Below are 21,753 nucleotides of genomic sequence, written 5' to 3'. Positions count from 1 at the left end.
TTGCAACCCCGCCAGGGGTGGCCCGCGCGCGCCGCGAAATGAAGCGAACAACAAGAACTCAGGCGAGGCATCTTCATGTTACGCAAAGTCGTGGCCGCGGCAGCGGCCCTGCTGGTTTCCACTTCCTTGGCGTCCGCTGCGGAGATCAACCCGGCTGTCGTCTTCGACATGGGCGGCAAGTTCGACAAGTCCTTCAACGAGGGCGTCTACAACGGGGTCGAGCAGTTCAAGAAGGAAACCGGCATCGAATACCGTGAATTCGAGGTCACCAACGAAACCCAGCGCGAGCAGGCCCTGCGGCGCATGGCGCAGCGCGGCGCCGACCCGGTGATCGGCGTCGGATTCGCCCAGGCGCCGGCGATGGAAAAGGTGGCCAAGGAATTCCCCGATACCCGATTCGCCATCATCGACGCGGTGGTCGACCTGCCGAACGTGCGTTCCATCGTGTTCAAGGAGCACGAGGGATCCTTCCTGGTCGGCATGATCGCCGCCATGAAGTCCGGCAGCGGCAAGGTCGGCTTCATCGGCGGCATGGACATTCCGCTGATCCGCAAGTTCGCCTGCGGTTACGAGCAGGGTGCCAAGCATGTCAGCGGCGAGACCGAGGTGGTGCAGAACATGACTGGCACCACCCCCTCGGCGTGGAACGACCCGACCCGCGGGTCCGAGCTCGCCAAGAGTCAGTTCGACCGCGGCGTCGACGTGATCTACGCGGCGGCCGGCGGCACCGGCGTCGGCGTCTACCAGACCGCCGAGGACAGCGGCGAATTCGCCATCGGTGTCGACTCTAACCAGAACTACCTGCATCCGGGCACCATGCTGACCTCGATGCTGAAGCGGGTCGACGTGGCGGCCTACAAGGCCTTCAAGGACGCCAACGACGGCAACTGGAGCTCCGGCATCCAGGTGCTGGGGCTTGCCGAGGACGGCGTCGGCTGGGCGCTCGACGAGTACAACAAGGACCTGATCACCGACGAGATGAAGGCGAAGGTCGAGCAGGCGGCTTCCGACATCGTTGCCGGCAAGCTGACGGTTCACGACTACACCGACGACAACAGCTGCACCTACTAGACGGTCTGCCCGGGTCCCGCGATTTATCGCGGGGCCCGGCGGCCGTTTGCGGGGTACTCCGTGGCTGACAGCATGCATCCTTCCGCCGGGCCAGCCCAGTCGGCGAGGGCGTCGAAGAGCGCCTCGCCGGAGGCGCCTCCCGCCATCGAATTGCGCCACATCGACAAGGCCTTCGGCGCCGTGCAGGCCAACCGCGACGTCTGCCTGACGGTCGGCCGTGGCACCATTCACGGCATCATCGGCGAAAACGGGGCCGGCAAGTCGACCCTGATGAGCATCCTTTACGGCTTCTACGAGGCCGACCGCGGAGAGATCCTCATCGGCGGCAAGCCGAGGTCGATCCGCTCCTCGCGCGACGCCATCGATGCCGGCATCGGCATGGTCCACCAGCACTTTATGCTGGTCGACACCATGAGCGTGGTGGAGAACATCATGCTGGGCGCGGAGTCCGGCGCCATCCTGACCGCCAGCATCGAGAAGGCGCGCGCCGAGCTGCAGCGCCTGGAGCGCGACTACAACCTGGATGTCGATCCCGATGCCCTGGCCGGCGAACTGCCGGTCGGCCAGCAGCAGCGCGTGGAGATCTTGAAGGCGCTGTACCGCGGCGCCGAGATCCTCATCCTCGACGAGCCGACCGGCGTGCTGACGCCGCAGGAAACCGACCAGCTGTTCCGCATCCTGGATTCCCTGCGCCGCCAGGGCGTGACGGTGATCCTCATCACCCACAAGCTGCGCGAGATCATGGCGATCACGGACCGCGTCTCGGTGATGCGTGGCGGCGAGATGGTGGCCGACCGGGTGACGGCGCAAACCGACAAGGAGGAACTGGCCGAGCTGATGGTGGGCCGCAAGGTCCTGCTGTCAGTCGACAAGCAGGCGCCCAAAGTGGGCGATACCGTGCTCGCCGTCGAGGATCTCAGCTTCGTCGACAAGGACGGCGTGGCGCGGGTGAACCACGTGAGTTTTGCCGTCCGCGCAGGGGAGATTGTCGGCATCGCCGGGGTTTCCGGCAACGGCCAGAGCGAGCTCCTGGAGCTACTGTCCGGCATCCGCCCCGTCACCTCTGGGAGCTTCGACCTGCTGGGCCGACGCTTTTCTGCCGACCAGCCGCTCGATCCGGCGGCGATGCGCAGTCTGCGCGCCGCCCATGTGCCGGAGGACCGCCTGCGCATGGGCCTGGTGCGGAGCTTCGCCGCCGAGGAGTCGGCGATCCTCGGCTACCAGGACGATCCCGGATACAACGCGGGCCTCTTCATGAGGGGCGAGGCAATCCGCGAGGACTGCGCCAACAAGATGCGGGACTTCGACGTCCGCCCGCAGGCGCCCGGACTGAAGACCGCCAACTTCTCAGGCGGTAACCAGCAGAAGCTGATCCTGGCGCGCGAGCTGTCGCGCGCGCCGCGCCTGCTGCTGGTCGGCCAGCCGACGCGCGGCGTCGACATCGGCGCGATCGAGTTCATCCACAAGAACCTCATCGCCATGCGCGATGCGGGCAGCGCCGTGCTGCTGGTTTCCGTCGAGCTCGACGAGATCATGTCTCTGGCCGACCGCATCCTGGTGATGTTCGAGGGCCGCATCGTCGGCGAGGTGCCGGCGGCCGAGGCCACCGAGCGCCTGCTCGGGCTGATGATGGCCAATGCGGCGACGGAGGAGGAGGCACGCCACAGCAGCCCGGGGCTGCCCGGCGCCATCAAGGTGGAGGCGGAATGAGCGCGCCGGCCGGAACCATTCCCCGCTGGGTCGACGTGGCGCTGATCCCGCTGGTGAACATCGCGCTCGCCTTCCTGGTCTCGGGCGTCATCCTCTGGTTCATCGACGTCGATCCCGTGTTCGCCGTCGAGGTCATTCTCTACGGTGCCTTCGGCTACGACGTCGCCATCGGCTACACGCTCTACTACACCACCAACTTCGTCTTCACCGGCCTTGCCGTAGCGGTCGCCTTCCATGCCGGCCTGTTCAACATCGGCGGTGAGGGGCAGGCCTACATCGGTGGCCTCGGCGTCGGCCTCGGCATCCTGGCGCTGGACCCCTACCTGCCGTTCTTCGTGCTGTTCCCGCTGGCGCTGCTGCTGGCCGCCGCCTTCGGCGCCGCCTGGGCGGCGATCCCGGCCCACCTGCAGGCCTACCGCGGCAGCCACATCGTCATCACCACCATCATGTTCAACTTCATCGCCGCCGCGCTGATGGTCTATCTGATGGTGAACGTGCTGATCCAGCCGGGCTCGATGTCGCCGGAAAGCCGCGAGTTCGCGCAGAGTGGGCAGATGCCTTTCATGCACGAGGTGCTCGGCTGGTTCGGCTTCCAGGTCGGCGCCTCGCCGCTGAATCTCTCGGTGATCTGGGCGGCCGCCTGCTGCGTCGTGGTCTGGGCCTTCATTTGGCACACCCGCTGGGGCTACGCGATCCGCACGGTCGGCGCCAACGAGACGGCGGCGGTCTACGCGGGCATCGACCCGCGCAAGGTGACCATGCTGGCGATGTGCGTCTCCGGCGCGCTTGCCGGCTTTGTCGGCATCAACGAGGTGATGGGCGTGCACCACCGCCTGCTGCTGAACTTCACCGCCGGCTACGGCTTCACCGGCATTGCCGTCGCGCTGATGGGCCGCAACCATCCCGTCGGCATCGTGCTGGCCAGCCTGCTGTTCGGCCTGCTCTATCAGGGTGGCGCGGAACTCGCCTTCGAGGAACCCAAGGTGACCCGCGAGATGGTCGTCACCATCCAGGGTCTGGTGATCCTGTTCTCCGGCGCCCTGGCCTTCATGATGAAGGGGCCGATCGAGCGCCTCTACCTGCGTGTCGCCAGGGCGGGGCGGCGTGCGGCCGCGCAGGAAAGCTAAGGGATGGCCGACTTCCTGTTCGACCTTCTGCTCATCTTCGATGCCACCCTGCGCGTCGCCACGCCGCTGGTCTTCTGTGCCATGGCCGGGCTGTTCTCCGAGCGCTCCGGCATCATCGACATCAGTCTGGAAGGCAAGATGCTGGCGGCCGCCTTCGCCGCGGCCAGTACCGCCGCGGTGACCGGATCGCCCTGGCTGGCTCTCGGGGGCGGCATCGCCGTCTCGATCGCGCTGGCCCTGCTGCACGGCTTCGCCTGCATCACCCACCGCGGCGACCAGGTCGTCAGCGGCGTCGCCATCAACATCCTGGTTTCCGGGCTGACTGTGGTGCTCGGCATCGCCTGGTTCCAGCGCGGCGGCCAGACGCCCTCGGTGCCCAACACCGCCCGCTTCACGCCGATCCACCTGCCGGGCGCCGAAACCCTCGCCGAAGTGCCGGTCCTCGGGGCGCTCTACAGCGAACTGCTGTCCGGGCACAACCTGCTGGTCTACGTCGCCTTCGCGCTGGTGCCGCTCACCTGGTGGGTCGTCTACCGCACGCGCTTCGGTCTGCGGCTGCGCGCGGTGGGGGAGAACCCCGGTGCCGTGGACACCGCGGGCATCTCGGTGACCGGACTGCGCTACCGCGCGGTGCTCTGCGCCGGCCTGCTCTGCGGCTTCGCTGGTACTTATCTCTCCATCGCGCAGAACGCCGCCTTCGTGCGCGAGATGACGGCTGGCCAGGGCTACATCGCGCTGGCGGCACTGATCTTCGGCAAGTGGCGCCCGGTGCCGGCCATGCTGGCCTGCCTAATGTTCGGCTTCCTGGACGCCATCGCTATCCGCCTGCAAGGCGTCGTGCTGCCGGTCATCGGACCGATGCCGGTGCAGTTGATCCAGGCGCTGCCCTATGTGCTGACCGTGGTGCTGCTGGCCGGCTTCATCGGCCGGGCGGTGGCGCCCAAGGCGATCGGCCGGCCTTACGTGAAGGAACGCTGAGGTGATGCACACGTTGGTTCTGACGGGAGAAGACAGATGAGCGCCGACCTGATCGAGGCGGCTATCGCGGCGATGGCGAAAGCCTACGCACCCTATTCGAACTTTCCGGTCGGTGCCGCCGTGCGCGGCGCCGGCGGCGGCATCTATGCCGGCTGCAATGTGGAGAACGCGGCCTATCCGCAAGGCTGCTGCGCCGAGGCTTCGGCGATCTCGGCCATGGTGATGGGGGGCGAGACGCGCATCGTCGAGGTCGCAGTGGCGGGCAAGGGCGAGGCTCTGGTGACGCCCTGCGGCGGCTGCCGCCAGCGCCTGCGGGAGTTCGCCGCCGACGACCTGGTGATTCACATCTGCGGGCCCAAGGGCCTGCGCCGCACGGCAACCCTGGGCGAGCTGCTGCCGCTGTCCTTCGGTCCCGATAACCTCGGCTAGAGTAGAAGGGGCGTAGACGATGTTCGAAGCGGCGGCCGCCACGGCCGATCTCATCCGCAAGCAAGTCCCCGAGGCGCCGGAGGTCGCGCTGGTGCTCGGCTCCGGGCTCGGCGCCTTGGCCGAGGCGGTCGAGCAACGCGTCATTATGCGCTATGCCGAGCTGCCGGGTTTTCCGGTGCCCTCGGTCGCCGGGCACGGCGGCAATCTCATCCTCGGCCGCCTCGGCGGGCGCCGCGTCGCCGTGATGCAGGGGCGCGCGCACTTCTACGAGCACGGCCGCGCCGACGGCATGAACCTGGCCCTTGCCACCCTGAAGGCGCTCGGATGCCGCCGGCTCATCCTCACCAACGCCGCGGGCAGCCTCAATCCCGATGCCGGGCCGGGCAGCCTCATGCTGCTGCGCGACCACATCAATTTCGCCGGCGTCTCGCCGCTGTTCGGCCTTGCCGGCAACGAGCGCTTCGTCAACCTGGTCGACGCCTACGACCCGGTGTCGTGCGACAGGCTCGCGGCCCTGGCCAAGCGTCTCGGCATTCCGCTGGCCGAAGGCGTCTACGTGTGGTTCTGCGGCCCGCACTTCGAGACCCCGGCGGAGATCCGCGCAGCCAGGGTCTTGGGCGGCGATGCCGTCGGCATGTCGACGGTGCCGGAGGTGATCGTCGCGCGCATGCTGGGCCTGACGGTGACGGCGGTTTCGATGATCACCAACCTCGCCGCCGGTCTTTCCGACGAAAGCCTTTCCCACGAGCACACCATGAAGCATGCGACGGCCGCGGCCGGCGACATGCAGCGGCTGCTGAGCGCCTTTCTGGAGGATCTGGATGATTGATATGGCGTCCCGGAGGGCGATTGCAGGGCGGGCGATCCGCCTGCTTGACCTGACCAGCCTGGGCGACGACGATGACGACGCGGTCGTGTCGGCGCTGTGCAACAAAGCGGTCACCGCGCCCGGGCCGATTGCCGCCGTCTGCATCTGGCCGCGCTTCATCACCCTGGCGCGCGGCCTGCTGGAGCACAGCGGCGTGCGCGTGGCCGCGGTCGCCAACTTTCCCGCCGGCGGCGACAACATAGCCAGGGCGGCGCGCGAGGCAGAGGACATCGCGAACCAGGGCGCCGACGAGGTGGATCTCGTCATGCCCTACACCCGCTGGCTGGGCGGCGACGTCGGCGTGGCGCAGGACATGATCGCCGCCTGCAAGGCCGAGTGCGGCGGGTCTGTGTTGCTGAAGGTCATCCTGGAGACCGGCCGCCTGGGCGCGGTGGAGAAGATCTACGCCGCCAGCCGCGACGCCATCGAGGCCGGCGCCGATTTCATCAAGACCTCCACCGGCAAGGTCGAGGTCTCGGCAACGCCGGAAGCGGCGGAGGCCATGCTGCGCGCGATCAAGGACAGCGGAAAGGATGTCGGCTTCAAGGCGGCCGGCGGCATCCGCGACACCGCGACCGCGGGCGCCTACCTCGCCATTGCCGACCGCATCATGGGGCCGGACTGGGCCGACGCCCGGCATTTCCGATTCGGTGCCAGCGGCTTGCTGGACGACCTGCTCGCCGCTCTCGGCGTCGTTCCCGGGGCACCCGCACCAGGCGACTCGAAAGGCAGCTACTGATGGCAGCATTGCCGCAGGAGATCATCCGCCGCAAACGCGACGGGGACGCGCTCTCCGCCGAGGAGATCGAGAGCTTCGTGGCCGGCATCGCCGCCGGAAGCGCCAAGGAAGGCGGCTTGGGCGATGGCCAGTTGGCGGCCTTCGCCATGGCGGTCTTCCTCAACGGCATGACCTCCGAGGAGACCGTGGCGCTGACCCGCGCGATGACCGCGAGCGGGCGTCAGCTCGATTGGAAGGGCTTTGCTCTGGCCGGCCCGGTGCTCGACAAGCATTCCACCGGCGGCGTCGGCGACAAGGTGAGCCTGATCCTGGCGCCGATCCTTGCGGCCTGTGACGCCTACGTGCCGATGATCTCCGGGCGCGGCCTCGGCCATACAGGGGGCACCCTCGACAAGCTGGAGTCCATCCCCGGCTACAACGCGACGCCGGATATTGCGACCTTCCAGCGCGTGGTGGCCGAGGTCGGCTGCGCCATCATCGGCCAGACGGCGGACCTCGCGCCCGCCGACCGCCGGCTCTACGCCGTGCGCGACGTCACTGCCACGGTGGAGTCCATCCCGCTCATCACGGCATCCATCCTGTCGAAGAAGCTGGCGGCCGGCCTCGACGGCCTGGTGATGGACGTGAAGGTCGGCAACGGCGCCTTCGCATCGTCGATGCAGATGGCCGACGACCTGGCCGAGAGCATCGTGTCCGTGGCCACCGGCGCGGGTCTGCCGACGACGGCGCTCATCACCGACATGAACCAGCCTCTGGGGCGCAGCGCCGGCAACGCGCTGGAGGTTCTGGAGTGCGTCGAGATGCTGGCCGGTGAAGGCGGCGACGGGCGCCTGCGCGAGGTGACCCTGGCGCTGGCCGCCGAGATGCTGCTGCTCGGAGGGCTGGCCGGCGACGATGGGGCTGCGCGCAAGAAGGCCGAGGCGGCGCTGACTTCGGGGCGGGCGGCGGCGTGCTTCGATGCGATGGTGGTGGCGCTCGGCGGCCCGGCGGATTTCATGGCGCGGGCCAAGGATCTGCTGCCCAAGGCGCCGGTGGTCCGCGCGGTGCAGGCCAAGGCGGCCGGGGTGGTCTCCGCCTGCGATACCCGCGCAGTCGGCCTGGCGGTCATCGCGTTGGGCGGCGGCCGCCGGCGGGTGGAGGACCGCATCGATCCCGCGGTCGGTATCGACGATATCTTGCCGCTGGGTCAGGTGGTCACCGCCGCCGACCCCATCGCTGTGGTGCACGCCGCCGACGAGGCCGGCGCCGAAGCCGCCGCTGAGATCTTGCAGAAGGCCTTCGAGATCGGCCAGACTGACAACGACCGGTTTCCGATCGTCCGCCAGCGCATCACGGCGAAGGACCTGTGAGGCCGATGTTCAGAGCCTTGCCGAGCAACGACTGTCCCACCGCCGCGCGTTTCGCCGCGCCGCCCGGTGGCGTACTCACTGCAGAGATGCGGGCCGCCTACGCGCGCGACGGCTTCCTGGTGATCGAGGACATGGTGCCGCCGGCCGACTGTGCGGCGTTGATGGCGCGGGCGGAAGAACTCGTCGCGGGTTTCGATCCCGGCACGGTCTCCAGCGTGTTCTCCACGCGCGGGCAGGTGCACGGGCGCGACCGCTACTTCCAGGAGTCCGGCAACAAGATCCGCTTCTTCTTCGAAGAGGAGGCCTTCGACGCAGCGGGCCTTCTGCGCCAGGACAAGCGCCTCTCCATCAACAAGATCGGCCACGCCCAGCACGACCTCGACCCGGTCTTCCGGCGCTTCTCGCGCCTGCCGCAACTGGCGACGCTGGCAAGCCGTCCCGGCGGCCTGGGCCTCGCCGAACCGCTGCTGCTGCAGTCCATGTACATCTTCAAGCAGCCGCGCATCGGCGGCGAGGTCGGCTGGCACCAGGATTCGACCTTCCTCTATACCGAGCCCCTGAGTGTCGTCGGTCTGTGGTTCGCGCTGGAAGACGCCACGGTGGAGAACGGCTGCCTCTGGGCACTGCCGGGCGGTCACCTTGGCCCCTTGCGCGAACGCTGGCGCCGCAAGGATGGGGCGCTGGTGATGGAGCGTCTCGACGACACGCCCTGGCAGGAAGAAGGCGCCGTGCCCCTGGAGGCGAAGCGGGGGACGCTGGTAGTGCTGCACGGCAAGCTGCCGCACGGCAGCCTGCCCAACCGCTCGGAACGCTCGCGCCACGCCTATACGCTGCATCTGATCGACGGTGCCTGCTGCTATGCCGAGGACAACTGGCTGCAGCGCGGCGCCGACCTGCCGCTGAAGGGTTTCGACGTTTCGCTTTGACGGGCTTTGCACTGAGACTTTCACAAGGGAACAAAGATGATTGCGCAAAGAATAAGAGCACCGCTCTGCGCCGCGCTGCTCGCGCTGGCGCTGGCGGCCCCGGCGGCGGCGGAGCCGGTGAAACTCAGCCTGCTGCATATCAACGACATCGACCGCATCGAGGAGTCCAAGGGACGCGGCGGCCTCGCCCGCCTGATGACCCTGGTGAACCGCGAGCGGGCGGCCGCGCCGCACAGCGTCTTCACCCACGGCGGCGACACCATTTCGCCCTCGCTGCTGTCGGGTTTCGACAAGGGCGCCCACATGATCGACCTCTTCAACGAGGCTGAGCTGGATCTCATGGTGCTGGGCAACCACGAGTTCGACTTCGGCCCGGCGGTGACGCGCCAGCGCGTCGCCGAGGCGCGTTTCCCGATCCTCAGCGCCAATGCCGTCGATTCCACCGGCGCCCTCATCGAAGGCACGCTCGCCACCTGGACCAAGGAGGCCGGCCCCTACACCGTCGGCTTCATCGGCCTCACCACGCCGGAGACGCCGACGATCTCCAGCGCCGAGGGCATCTCCTTCAAGCCGCTGATCGAGACCGCACGCGCCCTCAGTGACGATCTGCGCGCCAACGGCGCCGATCTGATCGTGGCACTGGCCCACCTCGGCATCGCGGAAGACCTGCAGTTGGTCTACGCCGACAGCGGTATCGACATCCTGCTGTCGGGACACGACCATCTGCAGATCACCTACTATGACGGTCAGTTCGCCTTCGTCGAGGCCGGTTCCCAGGGCGACACCCTGATGGTCGTCGAGGTGACCATGGATACCGTCGACAACCGCGGCACCCCGCAGTTCGTGTGGTCGCCGCAGTTCCGCATTCTTTCGAGCGAGGGCGTCGAGCCCGACGCCGCGATGGCCGCCAAGGTGCAAGGTTACCTCGACCAGCTCTCCAAGGAATTGGATGTGGCGCTCGGCAAGTCTGCGGTGCCGCTGTCGAGCGAGCGCGCCAAGGTGCGCGGCGAGGAGACGGCGCTGGGCAATCTCATCGCCGATGCGATGCGCCAGGGCGTGAACGCCGACGTGGCGGTTACCAACGGCGGCGGCATCCGCGGCGACAAGACCTACGACGCCGGCGTGACGCTGACCCGCCGCGACATCCAGACCGAGCTGCCCTTCGGCAACCGCACCGTGAAGCTGCAACTGACCGGCGCTCAGCTGTTGGAGGTGCTGGAGCACGGCGTCAGCGCGGTGGAGCAGGGGGCGGGGCGCTTCCCGCACGTCTCCGGCATCGCCATGACCTGGAGCCGCAGCGCGCCCGCCGGCGAGCGCGTGAAGTCGGCCATGGTGAACGGCAAGCCGCTGGATCCCGCGGCGACCTATACCGTGGCGACCAACGACTTCATCGCTGGCGGCGGCGACGGCTACACCGTCCTGGAGGAAGGCAAGGTCTTGGTCGACGGCTCGGCCGCCAAATACCTGGCCAGCATGGTGATGGACTTCGTCGCCGCCGCCGGCGAGGTCGCGCCGAAAGTGGAAGGCCGCGTGAAGGCGGTGGATTGAGGAGCCGAATTCACCTCGTGGGTCGAGACGCCCGCTAGCCTCGTCCTGCGGGGCGCCGCGCAGCGGCGCGTCTTGGGGGACGAGGCTAGATACCCGTGTGGACCGTACAATGATCGATACCGTCGCCTTCGACGCCGACGACACCCTCTGGCACAACGAGCACCTGTTTCAGGATACCCAGAAGAAGCTGGAGGCCGTGGTGCAGCGCTACCGCCCGGGGGAGGACATCCACGATGCCCTCTTCGCGGTGGAGATGCGCAACCTGCAGCTCTTCGGCTACGGCATCAAGGGCTTCACGCTGTCGATGGTGGAGGCGGCGATCCAGCTGACCGAGGGCCGCATCACGGCGGACGAGATCCACGAGATCGTCACGCTCGGCAAGACCATGATCGAGGCGCCGGTCGATCTGCTGGACGGCGTCGAGGAAACCCTGGCGGCGGTGAAGGGACGCTTCCGCGTCATCCTCATCACCAAGGGCGATATCGTCGACCAGACCAGCAAGATCGAGCGCTCGGGCCTTGCCGATCACTTCGAGCAGGTCGAGATCGTGCCGCGCAAGGACGCCGCGGTGTACCGCGGCATCTTCAAACGCCACGGCATCGAACCGGCACGCACGGTGATGGTCGGCAACTCGATGCCGTCGGACGTGCTGCCGATGCTGGAACTGGGCGGCCATGGCGTGCATGTGCCCTATGCCCTGCTGTGGGCGCACGAGGCGCACGACAAGGACCCGGTCAGCGAGCGCTTCCACCGGCTGGAGCATCTTGGCGAGCTGCCTGACCTGCTGGCGCGGTTGGCGGCCGGCCGACGCTGAGGAGAGCGGGAATGCGATATGACGGGGGCTGCCACTGCGGCGCTATCATGGTCAGCTATGAAAGCGCGGTGGCGCCCGAAGACACCGAAGTGCGCGCCTGCCAGTGCAGCTTCTGCCGCAAGCATGGCTCGCGGGCGGTATCGGATCCCGACGGCCGGGTGACGCTGACCCTGCACGACGCCGCCGCAGTACAGCGCTACGGCTTCGGGCTGAGGACCGCGGACTACTATCTTTGCGGCCGCTGCGGGGTCTATGTCGCGGCCGTGATGCCGGACGGCGAGCGCGCCTATGCCGTCGTCATCGTCAACGCCTTGGACGACGCCGGCCGTTTCACGCAGCCGGCCAGGCCGGCGGACTATTCGGCCGAGGACGTGGCGACCCGCCGCCAGCGGCGCCGCACGCGCTGGACCCCGGCAACGGTCGTCGGGGGCATCGCCTGACGGTGCAGCCAATCTCATCCCGACGCGTAGGCGCGGTCCCTATTCCATCGGCAAGGGCAGCAGGCTCCGGCTGAGCGTTGCCGGGCGAAGCGGGTTTCGCCGTTGGCGCTCTCTGTGCGCCGTGCTATGCGCGGGGCATGCTCGCCGCCCTTCCCGATTCCACCACCATCGCGTTCGTGCTGCTCGGCGCCGTCGCCGCCGGCTTCGTCACCGGCTTTGCTGGCTTCGGCACCGGCCTGGTCGCTTCCGGGTTCTGGTTCCATGTGCTGCCGCCGGTTTTCATCCCGCCGATGGTGGTGGCGGCCTCGCTGGTCGGGCAGGGCGTCGGCCTGATCGGCCTCAAGCCCCGCTTCGACTGGCGGCGCACGCTGCCCTATCTCGCCGGCGGCGTCATCGGCGTGCCGCTGGGCGTGCTGGCGCTGAACTGGGCTTCGCCAGGTATCCTGCGCTTCTGCATCGGCGTCTTCCTCGTCGCCTATGCGCTGGCGCAGCTCAGCGGGCTGACCCGCTTGTCGATCGGTGCCTGGGGCGGGCGCTCCGGCGACGCGGCGGTCGGCGTGGGCGGGGGACTTCTCGGCGGTTTTGCCGGCCTCTCCGGGCCGCTGCCGCTCATCTGGCTGCAGCTGCGTGGCGGCCCCTCGGCCGAGCAGCGGGCCGTCTACCAGCCCTTCAACATCGTCGTTCTCGCCATGGCCGGTATCGGCATGGCGGCGGCCGGTAACTTCGGCGGTGCCGTGATGCCCTCGCTGCTGCTGGCGGTGCCGGGAACGATGCTTGGCGCCTGGCTGGGGGCACGCCTTTACCGGCGGGCCAGCGAGGCCGCCTTCCGCCGCATCGTGCTGGCGCTGCTGCTGCTTTCCGGCGTGGTCCTGGTGGCCCAAAGCTTGTTCTGATCCGGGCCCGTTGCGATCCGCAGCGGCCGAATCAATCGGCGGCGTCCGGCGCGGCGGTACCCAGGCCCCGGAAGCGCTGGCGATAGCGTGCCGGCGTAATGCCGGTATGGCGCTTGAAGAGGCGGCGGAAGAAGGCCGGGTCCTCATAGCCGACCGCCGCGCCGACCTGCTCGGTCGACCAGTCGGTGGTCTCCAACTGCTGCTTGGCCTCCTCCATGCGCAGGGTTTGCACGTAGGTCACCGGCGTAAAGCCGGTGGCGGCCCGGAAGCGGCGCTTGAAGCTGCGTTCCGGCAGGCCGCAGCGCGCGACCATGCGACTCACCGGGTTGGGTGCGGCGTAGTGGTCGGCGATCCACACCTGGCAGTCGGCGATCGCCTGGTCGTCGTGCGGGCGCGGCCTGGTCATGGCGGCATAGGGCAGCTGGCCGTCGCTGCGGTCGCCGATCAGGAAGGTCTTGGCCATGCGCCGCGCCTCGGCGTCGCCGCAGAAACGCCCGATCAGATGCAGCACGAGGTCTTCCCAGGAGGCGGCGCCGCCGCTGGTGACGATCTGCCCGTCGGGCCCGTCCGCCACCATCACCTCGCGGATGCGCAAGTCGACCTTGGGAAAGTAGGTGGCGAACAGCCGCTCGTAGGCCCAGTGGGTGGTCGCCGCGCGGGCGTCGAGCAGCCCGGCCTCGGCCAGCAGCACGGAGCCGGAGCAGACCGCGGCGACCACGGCACCGGCGGCATGCTGGCCGCGCACCCAGCCGACGCTCTCCGGCCAGGCACCGCGCGGGTCAAAGTCGATGGGAATGGCGAGATCGGCGATGACCACCAGGTCGCTTGCGGAGCGCTCGGCGAGGCTTGCGTGGGGGGCGACCGGAATGCCGCCCCAGCAGCGGAAGGGCTCGCGCGACGGGGAAACGATCTCCACCGTCATGCCGGCGCAGGCTTCCGGCTCGCCGGTCATCTCCGACCACAGTCTGCCGGCCCCCGACAGCACGTCGTAGAGGCCGTAGAGGACCGAGGCGGAACTCTCCGGCAGGGCCAGCAGGCTGACCCGGGTCGGCATCGGCTCGGACGTGAGTGCGGGCGAGGTGGCGGATTGCGGTGCAGAAGGGGCCATGGGCGTCCCTTTCGGATAGTCTGGCACGAATGCCTCTGTTTCGGCGTTTCTACCCCTTAACGCCACCGGGTGGATTTTGCAATCTCCGCGCCGCCGCACCCAAGCCAAGGGAGCACCCCCCATGAGTAACGCCAGTAACGCCAGTAACGCCAGTAACGCGAGTACCGCCAGCACGACTGAAATGAAGATGCCGCCCTACGACGCCGCCGGTGCCGAGGCCTTCGCCGATCGCATGGCCGAGACGGTGAACGCCGCGGCGGTCGCGGTGATGGTCTCGGTCGGCCACCGCACCGGCCTGTTCGACACCCTGGCGGCGCTGCCGCCCCGCACCTCGGCCGAGATCGCCGAGGCGGCTGAACTCTCCGAGCGCTACGTGCGCGAATGGCTGGCCGTCATGGTGACCGGCGGCATCATGCGCTACGACGTCGCCCGCAAGACCTACCGCCTGCCGGACGAACATGCCGCCTGCCTGACGCGCGGCGCGCCACTCGGCAACTTCGCGGTGGCAGCCAATGCCATTCCGGTCGTGGCCGCCGCCCATGACCGCATCGTCGCCTGCTTCGAAACCGGCGAAGGCACGCGCTACGAGGACTATCCCTGCTTCCACCAGATGATGGCCGAGGACAGCGGCCAGACGGTGGTCGCACAGCTCTTCGAGCTGGTCCTCCCGCTGGCGCCGGAGCTGCCGGGCCGCCTGGTCGACGGGATCGACGTGCTGGACGCCGGCTGCGGCAGCGGGCGGGCGCTGATCGCCATGGCCGAACGCTTTCCGAACAGCCGCTTCACCGGCTACGACCTCTGCGCCGATGCCATCGCCAGCGCGCAGCAGGCCGCCCGCGCGGCGGGACTGGAGAACCTGCGCTTCGAGCGGCGCGATCTCACCGGCTTCGACGAAGTGGCGTGCTACGATCTGGTCACGTCCTTCGACGCGGTGCATGACCAGAAGGATCCGCAAGGCCTGCTGCGGGGCCTCCACCGGGCGCTAAGGTCCGGGGGCGTCTACCTGATGCAGGACATCGGCGGCTCGGCGCACCTGGAGAATAACCTGGATTTCCCGATGGCGGCCTTCCTCTATACCGCCTCGTGCATGCACTGCATGCCAGTCTCGCTGGGCCAGGGCGGCGCCGGGCTCGGCACCATGTGGGGCTGGGAAACGGCGGAAGCCATGCTGAAGGAGGCCGGCTTCGCCAGGCCTGAGCGCACGACCTTCGAGCATGACCCGCTGAACGTCTGGTTCGTTTCGCGCAAGGCCTGACGAGGACTGCTGTCGTGCCCCTGCCGACGCGAGGCTGAAGCGGCTTCGCGTCGGCGCAGGCAGGGCAGGGACGGCGCTCAGGCGCCTCCTCAACCTGAGGGCCGCCTTGTACGCCAACGCCGCTACGCCGGCACGATGTTGTGCGCCGGGCCGAAGGGAAAGCCGGTGATGTTCTCGGCGCCGTCTTCGGTGACCACCAGGATGTCGTGCTCGCGGTAGCCGCCGGCGCCGGGCTCGTCCTCGGGGATCATCACCATGGGCTCCATGGAGACGACCATGCCCGGCTGCAGCACGGTCTCGATGTCTTCGCGCAGTTCCAGCGCCGCCTCGCGGCCGTAGTAGTGGCACAGCACGCCGAAGGAATGGCCGTAGCCGAAGGTGCGGTAGTCGAGCAGATCGTAGGAGCGGTAGACCTCGTTCAGTTCCGCGGCGATGTCGCAGCAGCGCATGCCCGGTTTGATCAGGGTCAGCCCCTTGCGGTGGACCTCGCAGTTCGCCTCCCAGACCGCCAGGTGACGGTCGCTGGCGTGGCCGAGGAAGAGGGTGCGCTCCAGCGCCGTATAGTAGCCGGCGATCATCGGAAAGCAGTTGAGGCTCAGGATGTCGCCTCGGCGCAGCCGCCGGCTGGTCACGGGGTTGTGCGCCCCATCGGTGTTGATGCCCGACTGGAACCAGGTCCAGGTATCCATCAGCTCGGCGTGGGGATAGGTCTCGGCGATGGCGCGCACCATGGCGGCGGTGGAGGCAAGGGCGATCTCGTGCTCCGGCACGCCCTCGGCGATGGCGCCGCGGCAGGCGGCGCCGCCGATGTCGGCGATGCGCGCGCCGTTGCGGATGATGGCGATCTCTTCCTGCGACTTCACCATGCGCTGGGCCATGGCCGGCCCGGCGATGTCGGTGAAGGCGGCCTCCGGCAAGGCCGCCTGCAGCTTCTTCAGGCGTTCGAGCGAGAGGTGATCCTCCTCGATGCCGATACGGCCTTTCGCCGGGGCGAGTTGCTGCAGCGCGCGGTAGTGGTTGTCGCGCTGCCAGTCGGTATAGACCAGGTTGTCGCCGAAGCTGCGGCGCCACGGCTGGCCGCCGTCGATGTTGGCGCTGACCGTGGTCGCTGTGTCGTGCGTGACCACCAGGGCGTAGGGACGCCCGAAGGAACAGTAGAGGAAGTCGCTGTAGTAGTTGATGTTGTGATAGGAGGTGAAGATCGCAGCGTCCATATTCAGGCTGGCCATAACCTCACGCAGCCTGGTTAGACGCCGCGTCATCTCCGGCTCGGAGAAGATCGGCCGCACCCGCTGACCGTTCCTGATCTGCTTGATTGCCTGCACGCCTATACCCCTGTTCTTTCTCTTGCCTCACCTTGCCGCCCGAGCGGCGGCGCAGAGTGGCACGGCGCGCGCCCGGCAGACAATAGTCCTTGCAAGCCTCTCCTTCGTGCGGTCCGGTGGCTTGACGACGGCCCGCGTCGGCGTTATTGAACGATCGTTCCAATAAACATCATGAGGGTCCGGGTCCTTGGCGCGTCAACGGGAGTTCGAACAGGACGTGGTGGTGCAGAAGGCGCTGGAGCTGTTCTGGCGGCGGGGCTACCAGGCGACCTCGGTGCAGGATCTGGTCGAAGCAACCGGCGTCAACCGGGGCAGCCTTTACGATACTTTCGGCGACAAACACGGCCTCTTCCTGGCCGCGGTTGAGCATTACCGCGCGACCGTCTCCGCCCGCCGTCTTGCCAAGCTGGAGGAGCCGGGTGCCCTGCGGGACAAGGTCGCCATCTTCTTCCAAGGCATCATCGATTTCGCCGTCGGCGAAGGGCGCCTGCTCGGCTGCCTGATGACCAACTCCACGGTCGAACTGGCCCCGCACGACCGCGACACCCGTGTGGCCGTCGCCGCCAACATGGGCGCCATGGAGGCCGCGTTCCGCCGGGTGCTGACCCGGGCGAAGAAGAACGGCGAACTGGCGGCCCACAAGTCGCCGACCGACTTGGCACGCTTCTTCACGGCGACGGCCAATGGCCTCAACGTGATGGCCAAGGCCGCACCGGAGCGCGCCACCCTCAGCAGCGTGGTGCGCGTCGCGCTGCAGGCACTCGACTGACTTTTTTTGGCAGATTCCAGAACGAACGTTCCAGAAAACACAGCTATAGGAGGACTATGAGATGCTGAAGACCCGCCAACCCGCCCCGGAAATGTCGTTCCCTCTCGTGGACGGTGGCGCGTGGACATTGTCCGAGCGCCAGCCGGAGAATCTTTCGATGGTGGTCGCCTATCGCGGCGCGCACTGTCCGATGTGCCGCAACTACCTGCAGGAGCTGAATCAGCGTATCGGCGAGTTCATCGAGCGTGGTGTCGACGTGGTGGCGGTCAGCAGCGACGGCCAGGAGCGTGCCATTGCGGCCAAGACCGACTGGGCCCTGGGTTCGCTGCCAATCGCCTACGATCTTTCCATCGAGAAAGCACGTGAACTGGGACTTCCCATCTCGACCAGCCGGGGGACGACCTCCATCGGCATCGAGGAGCCGGCGCTGTTCAACGAGCCGGGCCTCTTCTTAGTGAAGCCCGACGGGACGCTCTATGCCGCCTACATTCAGACCATGCCGTTCGCCCGCCCGCCGCTCGACCAGCTGTTGAAGGCGATCGATTTCATCAAGGAGAAGGGCTACCCCGCGCGCGGCGAGGCGTGATCTCTGCTCCGGAGCGCGGCTACTCTCCCGCGTAGCGGGCGATCAGGGCCCTGGCGTCGTCGACCAGGGCCTGGCCGTCCTGGCCGGCGGCGTTCCTCTCGGCGATCCAGTCCCGGGTGACGCCGGCGGTCGCATCCTGCCACCGGGCCAGTTCGTCACCTTCGATCGTGTAGAAGGCGGCGCCGCTGGCGACGGCGGCCTGGCGGCCTGGGATCTCCGCTTCGTCCCACAATCTGCCGATCTTGCGTGCCAGGGCGGTCCCCGAGTTGTCGTCGATCACCTTCTTGAGATCGTCGGGCAGCGCCTCATAGCGGGCCTTGTTCATCGCGAAGAGGAACACCGCCGTGTAAAGTCCCCGCTTGCCCTTGCCGCTGGCGATCTCGGTGTGGCTTTGGGTCAGTTCGTGCACCTTCAGGGGCAGCGCCACCTCGTAGGGCAGAGCGGCACCGTCGATGACGCCGCGGGCCAGTGACTCCGGCACCGCCGGCACCGGCATGCCGATGGGCGTGGCGCCGAGCGCCTTCAACGCCGCGTTGGTCATGCGCGACGGTGCGCGCAGCTTCAGGCCCTGCAGGTCCGCCAGCGTTTTCACCGGCGCGCCGCGCAGGTGCAGGGTGCCGGGGGCGTGGACGTGGACCATCAAGGGGTGCACCTCGGCGAATTCCGCGCGCGCGTGCCGTTTGTAGAACTCGTGCGCGGCCTGGCTGGTTGCCTCGGCCGAGGCCGCCATGAAGGGCAGCTCGAAGGTCTCGATGATGGGGAAGCGCCCGGCGGTATAGCCGGGCAGCGTCCATATGATGTCGGCGACGCCGTCGCGCACCTGGTCGTACAGTGCGGGCGGCTTGCCGCCCAGCTGCATGGCCGGATAGATCTCGATCCTGATGCGCCCGCCGGATTCGGCCTCTACCTTGCGTGCCCAGGGCTCGATGAAGTCCTTGTGGGTGACCGACGGCGTCGGCAGGAAGTGATGGACCCTGAGGGTGATCTCCTGCGCCTTGGCGGCGGTCGGGATCAGCAGCGCCGCCAGCAGCGCGGCCAGCAGCGTTCCACGGGGCAGGTTCAACATCTCGCTCGCTCTCCCTTTGCGGCAGCGTTCCGGCGCTGCCATTGCGGCGCTCAAGATAGCCGCGCGGCGGCCCCAACGCGATTGCCAATGCGGTCTGCGGGCGGGACCACTGTCCTGACCCGGCGGGTCGTCAACACCGTCGCAATGCGAATGAGGGGCGCTCGCAAGCCATTGGTTGAATGGGAGAATTTTTCTCTGCGCTGAATTGGATTGTGGCCCCGGGCCGCGCCGGCGTTTAGGATAGGCTTCTCAAATTCGCTGGGGAGCCTCTTTAGGCGAGGAGAGACGATGAAGGGCGACAAGAAGGTCATTCAGTTCCTCAACAAGGTGCTGAAGAACGAACTGACCGCGATCAACCAGTACTTCCTGCATTCGCGCATGCTGAAGGACTGGGGCATCACCCGCATGGCCAAGCACGAATACGAAGAGTCCATCGACGAGATGAAGCACGCCGATGAACTCATCGAGCGCATTCTCTTTCTCGAAGGCCTGCCGAACCTGCAGGAGCTGGGCAAGCTGCTGATCGGCGAGAACGTGAAAGAGATCATTGAGTGCGACCTCAAGCTCGAGATGGCCGGCGTGCCGGACCTGAAAGAAGCTATCGCGCACTGCGAAAAGGTCGGCGACTACGTCTCGCGCCACCTCTTCAGGGAGATTCTGGAATCGGAAGAGGAGCACATCGACTGGCTGGAGACCAATCTCGAGCTGCTCGATAAGATGGGCCTGCAGAACTACATCCAGTTCCAGAGCAAGCCGGAAGAAAGCTGAACTGAACGGCTGCCGCGCGGTGACGGCGCAACCGGAGGCGTCAGCGCGCCGGTGGCAGCTCTTCCGCGGCGAGGGGCTGTGCCTCGGCGGGCTTGGTGGCGTTTTGTGCCGTCAAGCGCCTGTCGTCCCGGCGGTGGCCGAGCCACCGCAGCACGGCGGTCAACTGGCCTTCCGGAAGGTTGCGCCAGAGATACATGAGGGGGCCGTCTATTCCGCGGCCATCAGCAGGGCTTGCTGGCCCTGCGTGTCGCCGGAATGCTCGCCGGCGGGCGAGGTGACCGTCTCGCCGTGGACCTCGTTCACGATGCCCTGGGCGCAGTCCAGGCAAGTGCCGCAGCAGGGACCATTCCCCAGGGTAAAGTAGACCTCCCGCGCGCAACGCACGCCGGATTCCGCGATCTCCCGGATTTCCTGATCCCGATAGCCGTTACAAAGACAGACGTACACCTATGTCTCCCTCAGTGATCCTGCTCAATATGGTGCGAATGATAATGATTGTCAATCGCGCCTTTGCGTGTAAAATCAGCATGTTCTTGAGCGTTTGCGCGGCTGCCCCCTCGCGGGACGGCCTTTTCTCGGCGTTTTCGTTAAGAATGAAAATCATTTGCGGCACCTCTCGGTGCCGCCGTTCACGAGATGCACAGAAGGGGGATGCACCCGATGAAATTGATCCAGACAGTCGCCCTGGCCGCGACGGTCGCCCTGGCGCCGCTGGCGTCGCCGGTCGCCATGGCGGCGGCGCCCGAAAAGAGCGCGGTCCTTTCGACCTATGCCGACATTGCCCACGCCGCCTACGAGGATTCGCTGATCACCGCTCAGGCCCTGCAGGGCGCGGTGGACAGGCTGATCGCCAGTCCCAGTGCCGAGACCCTGGAGGCGGCGCGCGAGGCCTGGATCGCCGCGCGCGTGCCTTACCAGCAGACCGAGGCCTACCGCTTCGGCAACGCGGTGGTCGACGATTGGGAAGGCAAGGTCAACGCCTGGCCGCTGGACGAGGGCCTCATCGATTATGTGGACGAGGCCAGCTACGGCAGCGAGTCCGATGAGAACCCGATCTACACAGCCAACGTGATCGCCAACGAAAAGCTGATGGTGAACGGCGAGACGGTCGACGCCGGCACCATCACCAAGGAACTGATTGCCGATACCCTGCACGAGGCCGAGGAGGTCGAGGCCAACGTGGCGACCGGTTACCACGCCATCGAGTTCCTGCTGTGGGGCCAGGATCTGAACGGCACCGGCCCGGGCGCCGGCGCCCGTCCGGCCAGCGATTTCAGCACGGTGAATTGCACCGGCGGGCACTGCGAGCGCCGCGGTCAGTACCTCAAGGCGGCGACCGGGCTGCTGATCGACGACCTCAAGGACATGGTCGCCCAGTGGGCGCCGGGCGGCGAGGCCCGCGAAGGCCTGGTGAACGGTGACCCCGATGCCGGCCTGGCGACCATTCTGACCGGCATGGGCAGCCTCTCCTACGGCGAGCTGGCCGGCGAGCGCATCAAGCTCGGCCTCATGCTGCACGACCCCGAAGAGGAGCACGACTGCTTCTCCGACAACACCCACTACTCGCACTTCTACGACCAGCAGGGCATCATGAACGTCTACCTCGGCCACTATAAGCGGGTCGACGGCAGCACGGTGTCAGGGGCCAGCCTCTCCAACCTGGTCGCGGCGAAGGACGGCACGGTGGATCGCGAGCTGCGGGACAAGCTTTCCGCCGCCCAGGCCGCCATGCAGGCGATGGTCGATCGCGCCAAGTCCGTCGAGGCCTACGATCAGATGATCGGCGAGGGCAACGCGGAAGGGAACGCGGTAGTCGAAGCGGTGGTGCAGTCCCTGGTCGACCAGACCCGAGCCATCGAGCGCGCGGTTGCGGTGCTGGACCTCTCCACCATCGAGTGGGAAGGCTCGGACAGCCTCGACAACCCGAACGCCGTGTTCCAGTAAGCCCAGGGCGGCGCGCCCCGGCATGCCGGGGCGCGTCGGC

22 protein-coding genes are annotated in these 21,753 nt (G+C 67.6%); 18 read left to right on the top strand and 4 right to left on the bottom strand.

The annotated features are described in order from the left end of the window. Positions 1–75: 75 nt before the first annotated feature. The 13 genes from WDC82_RS16750 (at position 76) to WDC82_RS16690 (ending at position 12,892) form a co-directional block, all read left to right on the top strand. Positions 76–1,071, top strand: coding sequence for a BMP family ABC transporter substrate-binding protein (locus tag WDC82_RS16750; protein ID WP_340118506.1), 996 nt, complete (start codon positions 76–78; stop codon positions 1,069–1,071). Between the two features lie 60 nt (positions 1,072–1,131). Beyond that, positions 1,132–2,781: an ABC transporter ATP-binding protein gene (locus WDC82_RS16745; protein WP_340118505.1), complete on the top strand. Its 1,650-nt coding sequence runs from the start codon at positions 1,132–1,134 to the stop codon at positions 2,779–2,781. Beyond that, complete coding sequence (locus tag WDC82_RS16740) at positions 2,778–3,908, top strand: ABC transporter permease (RefSeq protein WP_340118504.1); 1,131 nt, start codon at positions 2,778–2,780, stop codon at positions 3,906–3,908. Before WDC82_RS16745 ends, WDC82_RS16740 begins: the two co-directional genes overlap by 4 nt. A 3-nt stretch (positions 3,909–3,911) precedes the next feature. Next, positions 3,912–4,886: an ABC transporter permease gene (locus WDC82_RS16735; RefSeq protein ID WP_340118503.1), complete on the top strand. Its 975-nt coding sequence runs from the start codon at positions 3,912–3,914 to the stop codon at positions 4,884–4,886. Positions 4,887–4,922: 36 nt separating this feature from the next. Beyond that, complete coding sequence (locus WDC82_RS16730; RefSeq protein ID WP_340118502.1) at positions 4,923–5,315, top strand: cytidine deaminase; 393 nt, start codon at positions 4,923–4,925, stop codon at positions 5,313–5,315. A 19-nt stretch (positions 5,316–5,334) separates the two neighbouring features. Then, entirely contained in the window at positions 5,335–6,144 is an 810-nt protein-coding gene (locus WDC82_RS16725; RefSeq protein ID WP_340118501.1) for a purine-nucleoside phosphorylase, read from the top strand. Between the two features lies 1 nt (position 6,145). Beyond that, complete coding sequence (gene deoC, locus WDC82_RS16720; protein ID WP_340118500.1) at positions 6,146–6,922, top strand: deoxyribose-phosphate aldolase; 777 nt, start codon at positions 6,146–6,148, stop codon at positions 6,920–6,922. Continuing rightward, entirely contained in the window at positions 6,922–8,271 is a 1,350-nt protein-coding gene (gene deoA, locus WDC82_RS16715; RefSeq protein WP_340118499.1) for a thymidine phosphorylase, read from the top strand. Before deoC ends, deoA begins: the two co-directional genes overlap by 1 nt. A gap of 5 nt (positions 8,272–8,276) precedes the next feature. Next, complete coding sequence (locus tag WDC82_RS16710; protein WP_340118498.1) at positions 8,277–9,197, top strand: phytanoyl-CoA dioxygenase family protein; 921 nt, start codon at positions 8,277–8,279, stop codon at positions 9,195–9,197. A gap of 36 nt (positions 9,198–9,233) precedes the next feature. After that, complete coding sequence (locus WDC82_RS16705; RefSeq protein ID WP_340118497.1) at positions 9,234–10,745, top strand: 5'-nucleotidase C-terminal domain-containing protein; 1,512 nt, start codon at positions 9,234–9,236, stop codon at positions 10,743–10,745. A 109-nt stretch (positions 10,746–10,854) separates the two neighbouring features. Beyond that, positions 10,855–11,559: an HAD family hydrolase gene (locus tag WDC82_RS16700; RefSeq protein ID WP_340118496.1), complete on the top strand. Its 705-nt coding sequence runs from the start codon at positions 10,855–10,857 to the stop codon at positions 11,557–11,559. An 11-nt stretch (positions 11,560–11,570) separates the two neighbouring features. Then, a complete protein-coding gene (locus tag WDC82_RS16695; protein WP_340118495.1) occupies positions 11,571–11,999 on the top strand; it encodes a hypothetical protein in 429 nt (142 codons plus the stop codon). A 137-nt stretch (positions 12,000–12,136) separates the two neighbouring features. Further along, positions 12,137–12,892: a sulfite exporter TauE/SafE family protein gene (locus WDC82_RS16690; RefSeq protein WP_340118494.1), complete on the top strand. Its 756-nt coding sequence runs from the start codon at positions 12,137–12,139 to the stop codon at positions 12,890–12,892. A 31-nt stretch (positions 12,893–12,923) separates the two neighbouring features. On the opposite strand, the gene WDC82_RS16685 is transcribed toward WDC82_RS16690, so the two are convergent. Then, the gene (locus WDC82_RS16685) at positions 12,924–14,000 is read right to left on the bottom strand and encodes a helix-turn-helix domain-containing protein (protein ID WP_340118493.1); all 1,077 of its coding nucleotides are present in this window, start codon (positions 13,998–14,000) and stop codon (positions 12,924–12,926) included. A 121-nt stretch (positions 14,001–14,121) separates the two neighbouring features. Between WDC82_RS16685 and WDC82_RS16680 the strand changes: the two genes are divergently transcribed. After that, positions 14,122–15,255, top strand: coding sequence for a methyltransferase domain-containing protein (locus tag WDC82_RS16680; protein ID WP_340118492.1), 1,134 nt, complete (start codon positions 14,122–14,124; stop codon positions 15,253–15,255). 122 nt (positions 15,256–15,377) lie between these two features. Here the strand turns inward: WDC82_RS16680 and WDC82_RS16675 are convergent, their stop codons facing one another. Continuing rightward, positions 15,378–16,580 (bottom strand): M24 family metallopeptidase, encoded by a 1,203-nt coding sequence (locus WDC82_RS16675; protein ID WP_340118491.1) that lies wholly within the window; start codon positions 16,578–16,580, stop codon positions 15,378–15,380. A 187-nt stretch (positions 16,581–16,767) separates the two neighbouring features. Between WDC82_RS16675 and WDC82_RS16670 the strand changes: the two genes are divergently transcribed. Together WDC82_RS16670 and WDC82_RS16665 are read left to right on the top strand one after the other, a co-directional pair. Then, complete coding sequence (locus tag WDC82_RS16670) at positions 16,768–17,349, top strand: TetR/AcrR family transcriptional regulator (protein ID WP_340118490.1); 582 nt, start codon at positions 16,768–16,770, stop codon at positions 17,347–17,349. A 61-nt stretch (positions 17,350–17,410) separates the two neighbouring features. Next, positions 17,411–17,935 (top strand): peroxiredoxin-like family protein, encoded by a 525-nt coding sequence (locus WDC82_RS16665; RefSeq protein WP_340118489.1) that lies wholly within the window; start codon positions 17,411–17,413, stop codon positions 17,933–17,935. 19 nt (positions 17,936–17,954) lie between these two features. Here the strand turns inward: WDC82_RS16665 and WDC82_RS16660 are convergent, their stop codons facing one another. Beyond that, a complete protein-coding gene (locus WDC82_RS16660; RefSeq protein ID WP_340118488.1) occupies positions 17,955–19,001 on the bottom strand; it encodes a TRAP transporter substrate-binding protein in 1,047 nt (348 codons plus the stop codon). 288 nt (positions 19,002–19,289) lie between these two features. Here WDC82_RS16660 and bfr point away from each other — a divergent pair, with 288 nt between their 5' ends. Then, the gene (gene bfr / locus WDC82_RS16655; protein ID WP_340118487.1) at positions 19,290–19,769 is read left to right on the top strand and encodes a bacterioferritin; all 480 of its coding nucleotides are present in this window, start codon (positions 19,290–19,292) and stop codon (positions 19,767–19,769) included. A gap of 207 nt (positions 19,770–19,976) precedes the next feature. On the opposite strand, the gene WDC82_RS16650 is transcribed toward bfr, so the two are convergent. Then, on the bottom strand, positions 19,977–20,216 hold the full coding sequence (locus WDC82_RS16650) for a (2Fe-2S)-binding protein (protein ID WP_340118486.1): 240 nt from the start codon (positions 20,214–20,216) through the stop codon (positions 19,977–19,979). A 213-nt stretch (positions 20,217–20,429) separates the two neighbouring features. On the opposite strand from WDC82_RS16650, the gene WDC82_RS16645 reads away from it, so the two are divergent. After that, positions 20,430–21,713, top strand: a complete 1,284-nt coding sequence (locus WDC82_RS16645; RefSeq protein ID WP_340118485.1) for an imelysin family protein — start codon at positions 20,430–20,432, stop codon at positions 21,711–21,713. Positions 21,714–21,753: the final 40 nt, after the last annotated feature.

It is taken from the genome of Pelagibius sp. 7325 (assembly GCF_037652055.1).
In the GTDB taxonomy this organism is placed as follows: domain Bacteria; phylum Pseudomonadota; class Alphaproteobacteria; order Kiloniellales; family Kiloniellaceae; genus Pelagibius.
Note: the sequence above shows the minus strand (reverse complement) of the source record. Positions and strands in the feature narration are given on the sequence as shown.

Excerpts from the sequence above, each read along its gene's own strand:
- WDC82_RS16750 (WP_340118506.1), top strand. The coding sequence starts at position 76 with ATGTTACGCAAAGTCGTGGCCGCGGCAGCGGCCCTGCTGGTTTCCACT.
- WDC82_RS16740 (WP_340118504.1), top strand. The coding sequence starts at position 2,778 with ATGAGCGCGCCGGCCGGAACCATTCCCCGCTGGGTCGACGTGGCGCTG.
- WDC82_RS16735 (WP_340118503.1), top strand. The coding sequence starts at position 3,912 with ATGGCCGACTTCCTGTTCGACCTTCTGCTCATCTTCGATGCCACCCTG.
- WDC82_RS16730 (WP_340118502.1), top strand. The coding sequence starts at position 4,923 with ATGAGCGCCGACCTGATCGAGGCGGCTATCGCGGCGATGGCGAAAGCC.
- WDC82_RS16725 (WP_340118501.1), top strand. The coding sequence starts at position 5,335 with ATGTTCGAAGCGGCGGCCGCCACGGCCGATCTCATCCGCAAGCAAGTC.
- deoC (WP_340118500.1), top strand. The coding sequence starts at position 6,146 with ATGGCGTCCCGGAGGGCGATTGCAGGGCGGGCGATCCGCCTGCTTGAC.
- deoA (WP_340118499.1), top strand. The coding sequence starts at position 6,922 with ATGGCAGCATTGCCGCAGGAGATCATCCGCCGCAAACGCGACGGGGAC.
- WDC82_RS16710 (WP_340118498.1), top strand. The coding sequence starts at position 8,277 with ATGTTCAGAGCCTTGCCGAGCAACGACTGTCCCACCGCCGCGCGTTTC.
- WDC82_RS16705 (WP_340118497.1), top strand. The coding sequence starts at position 9,234 with ATGATTGCGCAAAGAATAAGAGCACCGCTCTGCGCCGCGCTGCTCGCG.
- WDC82_RS16700 (WP_340118496.1), top strand. The coding sequence starts at position 10,855 with ATGATCGATACCGTCGCCTTCGACGCCGACGACACCCTCTGGCACAAC.
- WDC82_RS16695 (WP_340118495.1), top strand. The coding sequence starts at position 11,571 with ATGCGATATGACGGGGGCTGCCACTGCGGCGCTATCATGGTCAGCTAT.
- WDC82_RS16690 (WP_340118494.1), top strand. The coding sequence starts at position 12,137 with ATGCTCGCCGCCCTTCCCGATTCCACCACCATCGCGTTCGTGCTGCTC.
- WDC82_RS16685 (WP_340118493.1), bottom strand. The coding sequence starts at position 14,000 with ATGGCCCCTTCTGCACCGCAATCCGCCACCTCGCCCGCACTCACGTCC.
- WDC82_RS16680 (WP_340118492.1), top strand. The coding sequence starts at position 14,122 with ATGAGTAACGCCAGTAACGCCAGTAACGCCAGTAACGCGAGTACCGCC.
- WDC82_RS16665 (WP_340118489.1), top strand. The coding sequence starts at position 17,411 with ATGCTGAAGACCCGCCAACCCGCCCCGGAAATGTCGTTCCCTCTCGTG.
- WDC82_RS16660 (WP_340118488.1), bottom strand. The coding sequence starts at position 19,001 with ATGTTGAACCTGCCCCGTGGAACGCTGCTGGCCGCGCTGCTGGCGGCG.
- bfr (WP_340118487.1), top strand. The coding sequence starts at position 19,290 with ATGAAGGGCGACAAGAAGGTCATTCAGTTCCTCAACAAGGTGCTGAAG.
- WDC82_RS16645 (WP_340118485.1), top strand. The coding sequence starts at position 20,430 with ATGAAATTGATCCAGACAGTCGCCCTGGCCGCGACGGTCGCCCTGGCG.